This is a genomic window from Ruegeria sp. AP11 (genome assembly GCF_056535865.1).
This window is the reverse complement of record NZ_JBQFJB010000001.1, coordinates 615155-627955: the sequence shown is the minus strand read 5'-3', so window position 1 is coordinate 627955 and position 12801 is coordinate 615155. Positions and strand designations below refer to the sequence as shown.

Genomic DNA, 12801 nt, shown 5'->3' with positions numbered 1-12801 from the left:
AAGGGCGGTCAACGCCCGGATGACGTTTCTGAGCAGGGCCGGGTCACCTCGGCCCTTTGTGTTTGTTTGCTCAGGGGCGCACCGGGTCACGTCCGACGACATCATGAAACAAGACCGGCGGAGACAACCGCTCGGCCAGCAAAAACGTATGTAAAGGAAAACAACGCCACATGGCTAACGCATCCATGGAGGAATTCGAAGCCCTCCTGAATGAAAGCTTCGAAATGGACACACCCGAAGAGGGTTCTGTTGTCAAAGGCAAGATTCTGGCGATCGAAGCCGGTCAGGCCATCATCGACGTAGGCTACAAAATGGAAGGCCGCGTTGATCTGAAAGAATTCGCAAATCCCGGCGAAGCCCCTGAAATCGCTGTAGGTGACGAGGTCGAAGTTTACCTGCGCGCCGCAGAAAACGCCCGTGGCGAAGCCGTCATCTCGCGCGAGATGGCCCGCCGTGAAGAGGCATGGGACCGTCTGGAAAAAGCATATGCCGACGACCAGCGCGTCGAAGGTGCAATCTTCGGCCGCGTCAAAGGTGGCTTCACCGTCGATCTGGGGGGCGCAGTTGCGTTCCTGCCCGGCTCGCAGGTTGACGTTCGCCCCGTGCGCGACGCTGGCCCGCTGATGGGTCTGAAGCAGCCGTTCCAGATTCTGAAAATGGACCGCCGCCGTGGCAACATCGTTGTATCGCGTCGCGCAATCCTGGAAGAATCGCGTGCCGAACAGCGTGCCGAGGTTATCGGCAACCTGTCCGAAGGTCAGACCGTCGAGGGTGTTGTCAAGAACATCACCGAATACGGTGCATTCGTTGACCTGGGCGGCGTTGACGGCCTGCTGCACGTCACCGACATGGCATGGCGCCGTGTGAACCACCCGTCCGAGATCCTGACGATCGGCGAAACCATCAAGGTTCAGGTCATCAAGATCAACAAAGAGACCCACCGCATCAGCCTGGGCATGAAGCAGTTGCAGGAAGATCCGTGGGATCTGGTTGCTGCGAAATACCCGCTGGGCTCGGTCCATCAGGGTCGCGTCACCAACATCACCGATTACGGCGCGTTCGTCGAGCTGGAAGCCGGTGTCGAAGGTCTGGTGCACGTGTCCGAGATGTCCTGGACCAAGAAAAACGTCCACCCCGGCAAGATCGTTTCGACCAGCCAGGAAGTCGACGTCATGGTTCTGGAAATCGACGGCGCCAAGCGTCGCGTGTCTCTGGGCCTGAAGCAGACCATGCGCAACCCGTGGGAAGTGTTTGCAGAAACGCACCCCGAGGGCACCGAGGTCGAAGGTGAAGTCAAGAACATCACCGAATTCGGTCTGTTCATTGGCCTCGAAGGCGACATCGACGGCATGGTTCACCTGTCCGACCTGTCGTGGGACGAGCGTGGCGAAGATGCGATCCAGAACTACCGCAAAGGCGACGTCGTTCAGGCGGTTGTCTCGGAAGTTGACGTGGAAAAAGAGCGTATCTCGCTGTCGATCAAAGCCCTGGGCGGTGACAAGTTCGCCGAAGCCGTGGGCGGCGTGAAGCGTGGTTCGGTCATCACCGTCGAAGTCACCGCTATCGAAGATGGCGGCATCGAGGTGGAATACGAAGGCATGAAGTCGTTCATCCGTCGTTCCGACCTGTCGCGTGACCGTGCCGAGCAGCGCCCTGAGCGTTTCTCGACCGGTGACAAGGTCGACGTCCGCGTCACCAATGTCGACAGCAAGACCCGCCGTCTGGGCCTGTCGATCAAGGCACGCGAGATCGCCGAAGAGAAAGAGGCCGTGGAACAGTACGGTTCTTCCGACTCGGGCGCATCGCTGGGCGACATTCTGGGTGCCGCGCTGAAGTCGGGCGACTAAGTCCGGGGCGCATCCCAAACATGAATTTCGGCCTCGCACCACAGGTGCGGGGCCGTTTTTGTTGCGAATCAACATCTTCCAAATAGTTGGCTTAATTTGGCTATCGTTCGCGCATGAAGTGTGGAAAACCGGCTTACGGGCAAAATTTCGCGTGAGATTACGGCAAAATGCGGCCTTTGCCCGCAGAGTATCCGTTCCCCCGATCCGGGTTTTTTCCTATACTGTCAGAATAATAGGCCTGTCACATCGTCCGCCTGGGAGGGTATTGCGTATGATCCGTTCAGAACTGATCCAAAAAATTGCCGACGAGAACCCACATCTCTATCAACGCGACGTCGAGCGGATCGTGAATACCGTATTTGAGGAAGTGACAGATGCCATGGCCCGTGGTGACCGTGTGGAACTGCGCGGTTTCGGCGCGTTTTCCGTGAAAAAACGCGATGCTCGCGTGGGTCGCAATCCTCGCACGGGCGAGACCGTGCAGGTCGAAGAAAAATGTGTTCCGTTTTTCAAGACGGGCAAGTTGCTAAGGGACCGTTTGAACGGTAAAGCCTAAGCCATGATGCGCTATATACGTTATGCTTTTCTGGCCGCTCTGGGGATCATTCTGGTCTCGGTTTCGCTGGCCAACCGACAGATCGTTGAACTGAAACTGATGCCGGACGCCCTGTCCGAACTGCTGGGGTTCAACCTGACTACGTCGCTGCCGCTGTTTCTGGTGGTGCTGGGTGGTGTCGTCGCCGGTCTGGTTATCGGCTTCCTTTGGGAATGGCTGCGCGAACATAAGCACCGCAAGGACGCGACCGTTAAGACAGGCGAAGTGCGCAAGCTTGAGCGCGAGGTCAAGAAGCTCAAGAAGAAGCAGAACGAAGGTCAGGACGATGTCCTCGCTCTGCTGGATGAGGCAAGCTGAGGCCCCGTCATGCCCACTGATATTCGTGTCAAAATCTGCGGTCTGACCGCCCCTGAACAGGTGCGTGCCGCTGCCGAGGCGGGGGCGGGCTATGTCGGGTTCGTGTTTTTCCCCAAATCGCCTCGACATCTTGACCCGGACGCTGCTGCCGCTTTGGCATGTCAGGTGCCTGCGGGCATCGCCAAAGTTGCGCTGACTGTGAATGCGACCGATGAAGAGCTTGATCAAATCCTGTCAACCGTGCCGCTGGATATGTTGCAACTGCACGGCAAGGAAAGCCCCGAGCGCGTGCAGCAGGTACGTGATAGATTCGGTCTGCCGGTGATGAAGGCGATCGGCGTGGCCGAGGCCGAAGATCTGGCTGCCATCGATCTGTATTCGGATGTGGCCGATCAGCTGTTGATCGACGCCAAACCGCCGCGCGACGCGGACTTGCCGGGCGGAAATGGTTTGTCATTCGATTGGCGTCTGCTGGCGGGTCGCAAATACTGGCGCAAGCCCTGGATGCTGGCTGGTGGGTTGAACCCCGAGAACGTGGGCGAAGCCATCCGTATGACCGGGGCACGGCAGGTCGATGTCTCATCCGGTGTCGAAAGCGCGCCGGGTGTCAAGGACGCGGGTCTGATCCACGCTTTCATCAAGGCCACCAGCTGATTTCATTGCCACTGCGCGCGATTACGATTTGCGATGGCAAATCCCGCGCCTACCTCCTATGAACGTCAGGTACGACGAGGGAGACTTCCATGGCCAACGATCTTTTCAATTCCTTCATGTCCGGCCCGGACGAGCAGGGCCGTTTTGGCATCTTTGGCGGGCGCTTTGTCAGCGAAACGCTGATGCCGCTGATCCTGTCGCTGGAAGAAGAATATGACAAAGCCAAGGATGACCCCACCTTCTGGGCCGAGATGGACGATCTGTGGGCGAACTATGTGGGCCGTCCCTCGCCGCTGTATTTCGCTGAACGCCTGACCGAGCATCTGGGCGGGGCCAAGATTTACCTCAAGCGTGATGAGCTGAACCACACCGGCGCGCACAAGATCAACAACGTGCTAGGCCAGATCATTCTGGCGCGGCGTATGGGCAAGACCCGGATCATCGCGGAAACCGGGGCAGGGCAGCACGGCGTGGCCACAGCCACTGTATGCGCCAAGTTTGGCCTGAAGTGCATCGTTTACATGGGCGCGCATGACGTACAGCGCCAGGCGCCGAACGTGTTCCGCATGCGCCTGCTGGGGGCCGAAGTGATCCCGGTGACCTCGGGCCGGGGGACATTGAAGGACGCGATGAACGATGCGCTGCGCGATTGGGTGACCAATGTGCGCGACACGTTCTATTGCATCGGCACCGTGGCCGGGCCGCATCCGTACCCTGCGATGGTGCGCGATTTCCAGTCGATCATCGGCAAGGAAGCCAAGGAACAGATGATGAAGGCTGAGGGCCGTCTGCCCGACACGATCATCGCCGCCATTGGCGGCGGTTCGAACGCCATGGGACTGTTCTATCCGTTCCTCGACGATAAATCCGTCAACATCATCGGCGTTGAAGCCGGGGGTAAAGGTGTGAACGAGAAGATGGAGCACTGCGCCTCGCTGACCGGGGGGCGTCCGGGCGTGCTGCATGGCAACCGCACCTATCTGCTGCAGGATGATGACGGGCAGATCCTCGAAGGCTATTCGATCTCGGCTGGTCTGGATTATCCGGGCATCGGGCCCGAGCATTCCTGGCTGCACGACATTGGCCGCGCCAACTATGTCTCGATCACCGACAAAGAGGCGCTTGAGGCGTTCCAGCTGTGCTGCGCTACCGAAGGCATCATTCCCGCGCTGGAGCCCTGCCACGCGCTGGCTCATGTGATGAAGATTGCGCCCGAGCTGCCCAAGGATCACCTGATCTGCATGAACATGTGCGGACGCGGAGACAAAGACGTGCAGACCGTCGCGAAGTACCTGAACTTCGACATGTCGGATACCGAGGGCCGCTCGGCCGACTAACCCCGGGTCTATGCGGCCCGTTTGATTTGTGTCAGGTTGCGCCCATGCGTAACCCGACACATTCGGTCAAGCCCGATCGGCTTGACCAGAAGTACGACGCCGCTGCGCCCGGATGGGCTGATAAGATGCGGTTGCTTGGGTATTTCGACGCTTACCTTGGTTTCCTTTCGACTGAACCTGCGTGTTATGGGCATAACGCTCTGGACGTTGGCTGTGGGACAGGTGCCTTTGCCGAGGCGCGCGCAGTGGTTCAGGCAGACGGTTCGGTCACTTTGCTGGAACCGTCAGAAAAAATGCTGCATCAAGCCAAAACTGCTTTGGCCGGACGTGGTATAGCTGCAGCGACAGAGAAATCTCGGCTGGAAGATTTCAACACAACGCACCCCTTTGATTGCATCCTGGCAGCACATGTATTGGAGCATTGCCCTTCTCCGGTCGAAGCCCTGCGCCGGATGCGTGATCTGGCCGCCAAAGGCGCTTCATTGTGGCTGGTCGTGAGCAAACCGCATTGGTGCAATGCAATCATCTGGTTTCAGTGGCGGCACCGAACTTATCGGCCAGAGGTTGTCGCGGACATGCTGGCGTGCACGGGCTGGGAATTGTTGGCCGAACACAGCTTTCCCACAGGGCCACCATCGCGCACGTTCCGAGGGTATCGCGCAAGAGCGATTTAGCCTTCGACCCGTTTGGCTTTCAAAACTTTCAGCGGGACGATGTCCAAAGCACTTTGGTGTGTTGCCTCAAGATGCACCATCGGGGCGCAGCCTTCGTCGTAAGCCTGAAGAAAACGGCCCGCACAAAGACACCAGCTGTCTCCGGGTTTGAGGCCGGGGAAATCGAATTCGGGCCTCGGCGTGCTGAGGTCATTGCCGACATATTTGGAATAGGCCAGAAACTCGGCCGTCATCACGGCGCAGACCGTATGGCTGCCCTGATCCTCGGGGCATGTGTTACAGGCGCCGTCACGAAAGAATCCGGTCAACGGGTTGCGAGAGCAAGGTGCCAGAACGCCACCCAGAACGTTGATACTGTCTTGTTTCTGCATAAGGCCACCTTACAGGCTTTGCGCAATCTTGCGGAACATTTGGACATTCAGCGCGCTGACGCCATCATCCCGAAAGTTGCGGTCAGCACCGGTTGTAACGATCAACACGCCGCGCGGCTGGTCGAAATAGAGATACTGGCCATAAAAGCCACGCGCCATGAACTCGCCCTCATGCGCGCCAGCGGGTATCCACCACTGATAGCCGTACCCGATCTTGCCGGGCTTGGTCGGGGCGCTTGGCCAGGTAGAGTCCCGTATCCACTGCGCCGGCACCACCTGTTGCCCGTCACGTTCACCATTCTGTAAAATCAACTGCCCGAACCGGGCGAAATCCCGGGTGGTAAAGTTTAACCCACCCAACACAAACGCCACGCCCGCGCCGTCGGTGATGTAATAGCCATCCCGTTCCAACCCCAAAGGCTGGATGATTTTCTCACTCAGCAGGTCCGCCATGCTGCGCCCGGTTGCGCCCCGGACAACCATGCCGATGACATGGGTATCAATCGAGACATATTTCCAGGTCTCGCCCGGTGACGCGAAGCTGTCCTGCAATGAGGCGGCGAAGTCATCCAACTCACCCCCCAGCGCCACAACGCGGCCCATCCGGTTGATGTCCGAATTGTAATCCAGATAGTCTTCGTCGAAGGTGACGCCGCTGGTCATGTTCAACACGTTGCGGAGCGTCGCGGTTTCATAGGCACTGCCCTTCAGTCCGGGCGCATATTGCACAACCGGATCATCCAGCGAGTTGATCGCTCCCTTGTCCATCAGGATACCAAACAGAGCCGACAAATAGCTTTTTGCAACCGACCACGCGATTCTGCGGTCCTCGGGACCGGTACCCAGGTAGTACTCCTCGAACCGGATCGCACCATCCTGCATCACCAGCAGAGAGGTCACGGCGCGGTCCTCAATCCACTGATCCGCGCCTTTGGGCAGGTCAAAGCCGGGACCGTAGGGCAGGTCCCAGGTCGGGCCGTTGCCACGCGGCAAATTGACGGTCAGGAAGGCCTCGTTCATGTTTGAGAAGTTATGGACGATCCTGTCTTCCGAGAACAGCGTGTTGACCGCCATCAGGCGTTGAATTTCCTCACGTTTCCAGATCCCGACAACGACCGCAGCCAGGATCAGGGCCAGGACGATACGCAGCAGCCATTTCAGCACAGTTCTCATACGATGCCTCCTGTTGATCTCCGCATTGGACATTGGCCATTTGCGTCACGCAATCACAACGTCGCGGCAGGCCTTATCTGAACTTGTCCAGAAGCTTCTGCATCGGCGAACGTTCATCCGGGGCCGGCTCGGTTTTGACCTCAGGCTTGGGGGTCGGGTCTGCCTTGGCCGGGGTCTTCGACGACCGTGGTGGGGCCGTTCTCAGCGCCACCGCGTTCATGAATTTGCCTCCATCGTCTGCCGCCAGATGGCTTGCACCGTCCGAGACACCTCGCAGAACGTCCTCCAGCCATTCTGCGTCAGCCTTGGCAAAATCGCTTAGCACATAGGGTGAGACCATTTCTTTCCGGCCCGGATGCCCGATCCCCAGGCGAACGCGGTCATAGGCAGGGCTGATATGTTCATGGATCGAGCGCAGCCCGTTGTGGCCTGCGTGGCCACCCCCGGCTTTTACGCGAACCTTGCCCGGAGCCAGGTCAAGCTCATCATGAAATACGGTCACATCCGTTGAGTCGAGCTTGTAAAAGCGCATCGCTTCGCCCACCGACTGGCCTGAGCGGTTCATGAAGGTCTGCGGCTTCAGCAACAGCACTTTCTCGGACCCGAGGCGACCTTCGGACAGCTCGGCCTGAAACTTGGACTTCCAGGGGCCAAATCCATGGTCCATGGCAATCTGATCAAGCGCCATAAAGCCGATATTGTGCCGGTTGCGGGCATATTTCTGTCCCGGATTGCCCAGACCGACAAACAGTTTCATGGCTTTGTCCTCAACTGCCCTACCTGATAGGGTGATGACACGAATTGACGCCGGGTTTCCAGCCCAACCGGCACACAAAAAAACGGGGCTCTGACAGAGCCCCGTTTCAGCATCCGGATGTAACCCGGACTTATTCTTCGGCGTCGCCCTGACCAACGACTTCAACTTCATCGGCAGCCACTTCTTCGCCTTCCTCGTCGTCGCTGGACGACAGGCCGGTCGGTGCCGAGATGTTCGCGATCACGAAGTCACGATCGATGGTCGGCTTGGTGCCTGCGGGCAGATCAACCGACGAAATGGTGACCACGTCGTTGATGTTCAGACCGGTCAGATCAACGGTGATCTTCTCAGGAATGTCACCCGCGGTGCAGACCAGCTCGACCTCGGGGCGGACAACGGTCAGAACGCCGCCTTTCTTGATGCCGGGGGCTGCTTCTTCGTTCACGAACTCAACCGGGATGAACAGATTGATTTTCGTGGTGCGGCGCAGGCGCATCAGGTCCAGGTGGGTCGGCAGGTCTTTGACGACGTCACGCTGAACGTCACGGCAGATGACGCGGACGTCTTCGTGGCCTTCGACTTGCAGGTTGAACAGAGTCGACTTGAAGCGACCCGCTTTCAGCATCTTGAATAGTTTGTTGAACGGGATGTTGATCGGCAGCGGCTCTTTGTCGCCACCAAATACAATGCCCGGAACCATGCCGTCGCGGCGTGCCTGACGAGCGGCGCCCTTGCCTGTCCCCGTCCGTTCCAGAGCTACGAGATCAGGAATCTCTCCAGCCATGATAAATTCTCCAAAGTTAGGGCGGGCATCCTCCAAGGCTGTATGCCCGCGTGAAGCCGCGTCCTTAGCTTGATTCACCCAGTTTGGAAAGGGCTTTTTGAGGGAACTGGATTTTTGCGAGGCTCTGCCTCGCGCTCCGGGATATTTGTGGCCAGATGAAGGCTGGATCCCTTGCTTCATCTGGCTAAAAACATCTCGGGGGAGTCGCCCGAAGGGCGGCGGGGGCAGCGCCCCCAACCTGGCGTCTGGCTGATGTTCAGGTCTGCCAGCGGCCGCCAAAATCCTCCGGGATCAGCAGATTGTGACGCCCCAGATCAGACACGTTGCGTTCTCCGCAGAGTGCCATCGTTGTATCAAGCTCTTTCTGGATCACTTCCAGCGCCGCGGTCACGCCTTTCTGGCCCATCGCGCCCAGACCATAGACAAAGGCGCGGCCAATGAAGGTGCCCTTGGCCCCGAGCGCCAGCGCTTTCAACACGTCTTGTCCGGATCGAATGCCGCTGTCCAGATGGACCTCAACGTCACCACCAACCGCGTCCATGATCTCGGGCAGGACCCGGATCGAGCTCAGCGCGCCGTCCAACTGTCGCCCGCCGTGATTCGAGACCACGATTGCATCGGCGCCCAGCTTGGCGGCCATTTTTGCGTCTTCGGCATCCAGGATACCTTTGAGGATCACTTTGCCGCCCCATTGCTCCATCAGCTTTTCGACCTTGCCCCAGTCCAGGCTTGGATCGAATTGTTCGGCCGTCCAGGTGCCCAGTGACCTGGTGTCCGTGATACTGTCGACATGACCTACAATATTACCGAACTCCCGCCGCTTGGCACCGAGCATTTCAATACCCCAGGCCCACTTGGTCATGAGGTTGGCGATTGTCTTGGGGGTCAGCTTTGGCGGGGCCGACAGGCCGTTCTTCAGGTCCTTGTGCCGCTGGCCCAGAATTTGCAGATCAAGCGTGATCACCAGAGCCGAGCATTTCGCATCTTTCGCCCGCTGGATGAGCCGACCGACATAGTCCTGATCCTTCATTGTATAAAGCTGGAACCAGAACGGTGCGGTGGTGTTTTCAGCGACATCCTCAATCGAATTGATCGACATGGTGGACAGTGTGAAGGGCACGCCAAATGCTTCGGCGGCTTTGGCTGCCTTGATCTCACCATCGGCGTGCTGCATTCCCGTCAGACCCACCGGAGCAAGCGCAACGGGCATCGAGACGTCCTGCCCGATCATCTGCGAAGCGGTCGAGCGCCCGGTCATATCCACCGCTACCCGTTGCCGCAGCCGAATGTCTTCGAAATCCGAGCTGTTTTCGCGGAAGGTCTGCTCGGTCCAACTGCCGCTTTCAGCATAGTCATAGAACATGCGGGGGACGCGACGTTCGTAGATACGTTTGAGATCTTCGATATTCGTAATCACGGGCATGAAATCTGGCCTTTGCAGGATTGGTTAAGTTTCTTTACCAATTTTTGCTGCCCCGTGCAACATGGCATGGATGCGGTTGGTTGCCGCGCTGTTGGCCACGGTCAAAAACAAAAAGCCCCAGCAGACATGATGTCCGCTGGGGCTGAAGAAACATTCTTTTATTTCAGAGAGATGATTAGACCGAATGCGCGCCGTCGGCCAGAGATTTGACGAACTCCAGCACCTCAGCCACCGATTTCCCAGCTGCGATTTGGCTGACAATGGCGGATCCGACTACCGCGCCATCGGCGACGCTGGCAATCGCGCGCGACTTTTCGGGCGTGTTGATGCCAAAGCCCACGATAACCGGCAGATCGGTCCCGGCCTTGATCCGCGAAACCTCGGGCCCGACATCGGTCGCCTCGGCCTCGGCAGCGCCGGTGATACCGGTGATCGAGACGTAATAGACAAAGCCCGACGTGTTCTGCAGAACGCGCGGCAGGCGGTTATCGTCGGTGGTTGGTGTCGCCAGCCGAATGAAATTTAGACCCGCGGCTTGCGCGGGCAGACACAGTTCTTCATCTTCCTCGGGCGGCAGGTCGACCACAATCAGCCCGTCTATACCCGCTGCTTTGGCGTCTTCCAAAAAGGCATCGACGCCCCGGCTGTAAATCGGGTTGTAGTAACCCATCAGGACGATCGGGGTGGTGTCATCGGTTTCACGAAATGCCCGCGCCAGATCCAGCGTGCGTTGCAGCGTCATACCACCATCCAGCGCGCGTTGCCCCGCCGCCTGAATGGTCGGGCCATCTGCCATCGGATCGGTGAAGGGTAGGCCTAGCTCGATCACGTCAACTCCGGCGCCGGGCAGGCCCTTGACCACCTCAAGCGAGGTTTCATAGTCGGGATCGCCCGCCATGATATAAGAGACAAAGGCCTTCTTCCCTTCGGCTTTCAAAGCGGCGAATTTGGCGTCGATACGGGTCATCAGATGTCCTTGCACACGAAATCTCGACCTGATGTGCAGAAACTTTAGCCGAAAATCAATCCCGCTTGATCAGAACGCGTAGTGATATCGAAGAAAGACCGAGTTCACGCCCGGATTGTCGTCCTGCGTGCTGGCGTTCGAGATATGAGTGATCGCCACCGATACCTTGTTGCCGCTGTCCAGCGTGTATCCAAGCCCAAGAAGACTGCGGATCTGAAAGCTGCCGCCCAGATCGTTCTCGGTGTTGGACTCGTTGAAATATCCCGGCATGACGCTGCCTTCGACAAACCAGCGATCCCCAAGCGTATAAAGCCCGACCAGTCCGGCGCCCAGATGGGTGTCGCCATCGGTGTCGACCGTCAGCGCGGCGCCCAGGGTTGCACTGAAACGGGTCGCTTCGTGAAACGGGCGGTGCTGGTATTCCAGAGAGAAGATCGCCTGATCATCGGCACCACCCGCCGAGTAATCCGCGTAACCTGCTCCAAAAATAACCGATTGTGCCTGTGCTGCACCTGCGGCGGCCAGCGTAAAGGCCAAAACAAGAAGGGGTTTCATTTTTACTACTATGTCCGTCGTTTATTCATGTATTTATTACTGATGATTGTAGGTGCCCGTTTTCAATGCGCGCAAGAACACAATCCATTCCCGTTTTTGTGATGTGGCAGAATGGACTCGGCCCGACAAACCAGTGCAGCGACTTGCGCATTGGCCCAGACCTGCCTAGAAGCGGCGCGCAACCGCTATGCAGGAGGCCGCAATGGGCTTTAAAATGGGAATCGTGGGTCTGCCGAATGTTGGCAAGTCGACCCTGTTCAATGCGCTGACCAAGACCGCCGCAGCGCAGGCGGCGAATTTCCCGTTTTGCACCATCGAACCCAATGTGGGCGACGTGGCCGTTCCTGACGACCGGCTGGACAAGCTGGCGGCGATTGCGTCGTCGAAACAGGTCATCCCGACACGGATGACTTTTGTCGATATTGCGGGACTGGTGAAGGGCGCTTCCAAGGGTGAAGGGCTGGGCAACCAGTTTCTGGCCAATATCCGCGAAACCGACGCGATTGCCCATGTGCTGCGCTGTTTCGAAGATGGCGACGTGACCCATGTGGATGGGCGCGTCGATCCCGTAGCCGATGCCGAAACCATCGAGACCGAGCTGATGCTGGCCGATCTGGAAAGCATCGAAAAGCGCCGTGCCAATCTGGTGCGCAAGCTGAAGGGCAATGACAAAGAGGCGCAGCAGCAGGAGCGCCTGCTGGCCGAAGCGCAGGCCATGCTGGAAAACGGCAAACCCGCTCGTCTGGTCGAAGTGTCCGACGAAGACGCCAAGGCATGGAAGATGCTGCAACTGCTGACCACCAAACCGGTGCTTTATGTCTGCAACGTGTCCGAGGAAGAAGCCGCAGAAGGCAACGAATACTCGGCCCGCGTGGCCGAGATGGCCGCCGCGCAGGGCAATTCACACGTCATCATCAGCGCCAAGATCGAGGAAGAGATCAGCCTGCTGGAAGACGAAGAAGCGCAGATGTTCCTTGAGGAGATGGGGCTGGAAGAGCCCGGCCTCGACCGTCTGATCCGCGCCGGTTACGACCTGTTGAAACTGGAAACCTATTTCACCGTCGGCCCAAAAGAGGCCCGCGCCTGGACCATCCGCACCGGCACCGCCGCCCCGCAGGCCGCTGGCGTGATCCACGGCGATTTCGAGAAAGGCTTCATCCGCGCCGAGACCATCGCCTATGACGATTACATCGCTGCCAACGGTGAGCAGGGCGCGAAAGAAGCAGGCAAGATGCGGGCGGAAGGCAAAGGCTACATCGTCAAGGACGGCGATGTGATGCATTTCTTGTTTAATAACTGAGATTAAATAGCCGTCCGCATCGAAGCCATCGGATTGTGACCTGTCT

At 58.3% G+C, this 12801-nt stretch carries 14 protein-coding genes; 7 read left to right on the top strand and 7 right to left on the bottom strand.

All coding sequences use genetic code 11. The features are described from left to right. Positions 1 to 170: 170 nt before the first annotated feature. The 6 genes from rpsA to ACR3E4_RS03195 all read left to right on the top strand — a co-directional run bounded on the left by rpsA (position 171) and on the right by ACR3E4_RS03195 (position 5425). Positions 171 to 1847, top strand: a complete 1677-nt coding sequence (rpsA, locus tag ACR3E4_RS03220) for a 30S ribosomal protein S1 (protein WP_480533919.1) — start codon at positions 171 to 173, stop codon at positions 1845 to 1847. A gap of 271 nt (positions 1848 to 2118) precedes the next feature. After that, the gene (gene ihfB, locus ACR3E4_RS03215; RefSeq protein ID WP_050603110.1) at positions 2119 to 2403 is read left to right on the top strand and encodes an integration host factor subunit beta; all 285 of its coding nucleotides are present in this window, start codon (positions 2119 to 2121) and stop codon (positions 2401 to 2403) included. Positions 2404 to 2409: 6 nt separating this feature from the next. Then, on the top strand, positions 2410 to 2760 hold the full coding sequence (locus ACR3E4_RS03210) for a LapA family protein (RefSeq protein ID WP_480471878.1): 351 nt from the start codon (positions 2410 to 2412) through the stop codon (positions 2758 to 2760). Positions 2761 to 2769: 9 nt separating this feature from the next. Further along, the gene (locus ACR3E4_RS03205; RefSeq protein WP_480533917.1) at positions 2770 to 3414 is read left to right on the top strand and encodes a phosphoribosylanthranilate isomerase; all 645 of its coding nucleotides are present in this window, start codon (positions 2770 to 2772) and stop codon (positions 3412 to 3414) included. 89 nt (positions 3415 to 3503) lie between these two features. Then, on the top strand, positions 3504 to 4751 hold the full coding sequence (trpB, locus tag ACR3E4_RS03200; RefSeq protein ID WP_480533915.1) for a tryptophan synthase subunit beta: 1248 nt from the start codon (positions 3504 to 3506) through the stop codon (positions 4749 to 4751). A gap of 44 nt (positions 4752 to 4795) precedes the next feature. After that, positions 4796 to 5425, top strand: a complete 630-nt coding sequence (locus ACR3E4_RS03195; protein ID WP_480533913.1) for a class I SAM-dependent methyltransferase — start codon at positions 4796 to 4798, stop codon at positions 5423 to 5425. Here the strand turns inward: ACR3E4_RS03195 and ACR3E4_RS03190 are convergent. From ACR3E4_RS03190 to ACR3E4_RS03160, 7 genes are all read right to left on the bottom strand, one after another. After that, positions 5422 to 5796: a DUF2237 family protein gene (locus tag ACR3E4_RS03190; RefSeq protein WP_480533911.1), complete on the bottom strand. Its 375-nt coding sequence runs from the start codon at positions 5794 to 5796 to the stop codon at positions 5422 to 5424. The two genes, ACR3E4_RS03195 and ACR3E4_RS03190, sit on opposite strands and share 4 nt — an antisense overlap. 9 nt (positions 5797 to 5805) lie before the next feature. After that, positions 5806 to 6969 carry a serine hydrolase domain-containing protein gene (locus tag ACR3E4_RS03185; protein WP_480533909.1) on the bottom strand — a complete coding sequence of 388 codons (1164 nt, stop codon included), beginning with the start codon at positions 6967 to 6969 and terminating at the stop codon, positions 5806 to 5808. A 73-nt stretch (positions 6970 to 7042) separates the two neighbouring features. Beyond that, positions 7043 to 7726 (bottom strand): aminoacyl-tRNA hydrolase, encoded by a 684-nt coding sequence (gene pth, locus ACR3E4_RS03180; RefSeq protein WP_480533907.1) that lies wholly within the window; start codon positions 7724 to 7726, stop codon positions 7043 to 7045. Between the two features lie 130 nt (positions 7727 to 7856). Next, positions 7857 to 8510, bottom strand: coding sequence for a 50S ribosomal protein L25/general stress protein Ctc (locus ACR3E4_RS03175; protein WP_480533905.1), 654 nt, complete (start codon positions 8508 to 8510; stop codon positions 7857 to 7859). A 256-nt stretch (positions 8511 to 8766) separates the two neighbouring features. Then, the gene (locus ACR3E4_RS03170; protein WP_480533903.1) at positions 8767 to 9933 is read right to left on the bottom strand and encodes an alpha-hydroxy acid oxidase; all 1167 of its coding nucleotides are present in this window, start codon (positions 9931 to 9933) and stop codon (positions 8767 to 8769) included. A 175-nt stretch (positions 9934 to 10108) separates the two neighbouring features. Further along, entirely contained in the window at positions 10109 to 10900 is a 792-nt protein-coding gene (gene trpA, locus ACR3E4_RS03165) for a tryptophan synthase subunit alpha (protein ID WP_480533901.1), read from the bottom strand. Positions 10901 to 10969: 69 nt separating this feature from the next. Then, positions 10970 to 11455 (bottom strand): acyloxyacyl hydrolase, encoded by a 486-nt coding sequence (locus tag ACR3E4_RS03160; RefSeq protein ID WP_480533900.1) that lies wholly within the window; start codon positions 11453 to 11455, stop codon positions 10970 to 10972. A gap of 202 nt (positions 11456 to 11657) precedes the next feature. Between ACR3E4_RS03160 and ychF the strand changes: the two genes are divergently transcribed. Then, positions 11658 to 12755 (top strand): redox-regulated ATPase YchF, encoded by a 1098-nt coding sequence (gene ychF / locus ACR3E4_RS03155; RefSeq protein WP_480533898.1) that lies wholly within the window; start codon positions 11658 to 11660, stop codon positions 12753 to 12755. The last annotated feature ends 46 nt before the right edge of the window (positions 12756 to 12801 follow it).

What these genes read in the sequence shown, in the direction of transcription:
- ACR3E4_RS03170 (WP_480533903.1), bottom strand. Translation starts at nt 9,933, where the DNA reads ATGCCCGTGATTACGAATATCGAAGATCTCAAACGTATCTACGAACGT.
- pth (WP_480533907.1), bottom strand. Translation starts at nt 7,726, where the DNA reads ATGAAACTGTTTGTCGGTCTGGGCAATCCGGGACAGAAATATGCCCGC.
- ACR3E4_RS03195 (WP_480533913.1), top strand. Translation starts at nt 4,796, where the DNA reads ATGCGTAACCCGACACATTCGGTCAAGCCCGATCGGCTTGACCAGAAG.
- ACR3E4_RS03190 (WP_480533911.1), bottom strand. Translation starts at nt 5,796, where the DNA reads ATGCAGAAACAAGACAGTATCAACGTTCTGGGTGGCGTTCTGGCACCT.
- ACR3E4_RS03175 (WP_480533905.1), bottom strand. Translation starts at nt 8,510, where the DNA reads ATGGCTGGAGAGATTCCTGATCTCGTAGCTCTGGAACGGACGGGGACA.
- ihfB (WP_050603110.1), top strand. Translation starts at nt 2,119, where the DNA reads ATGATCCGTTCAGAACTGATCCAAAAAATTGCCGACGAGAACCCACAT.
- ychF (WP_480533898.1), top strand. Translation starts at nt 11,658, where the DNA reads ATGGGCTTTAAAATGGGAATCGTGGGTCTGCCGAATGTTGGCAAGTCG.
- trpB (WP_480533915.1), top strand. Translation starts at nt 3,504, where the DNA reads ATGGCCAACGATCTTTTCAATTCCTTCATGTCCGGCCCGGACGAGCAG.
- trpA (WP_480533901.1), bottom strand. Translation starts at nt 10,900, where the DNA reads ATGACCCGTATCGACGCCAAATTCGCCGCTTTGAAAGCCGAAGGGAAG.
- ACR3E4_RS03205 (WP_480533917.1), top strand. Translation starts at nt 2,770, where the DNA reads ATGCCCACTGATATTCGTGTCAAAATCTGCGGTCTGACCGCCCCTGAA.
- ACR3E4_RS03185 (WP_480533909.1), bottom strand. Translation starts at nt 6,969, where the DNA reads ATGAGAACTGTGCTGAAATGGCTGCTGCGTATCGTCCTGGCCCTGATC.
- ACR3E4_RS03210 (WP_480471878.1), top strand. Translation starts at nt 2,410, where the DNA reads ATGCGCTATATACGTTATGCTTTTCTGGCCGCTCTGGGGATCATTCTG.
- rpsA (WP_480533919.1), top strand. Translation starts at nt 171, where the DNA reads ATGGCTAACGCATCCATGGAGGAATTCGAAGCCCTCCTGAATGAAAGC.
- ACR3E4_RS03160 (WP_480533900.1), bottom strand. Translation starts at nt 11,455, where the DNA reads ATGAAACCCCTTCTTGTTTTGGCCTTTACGCTGGCCGCCGCAGGTGCA.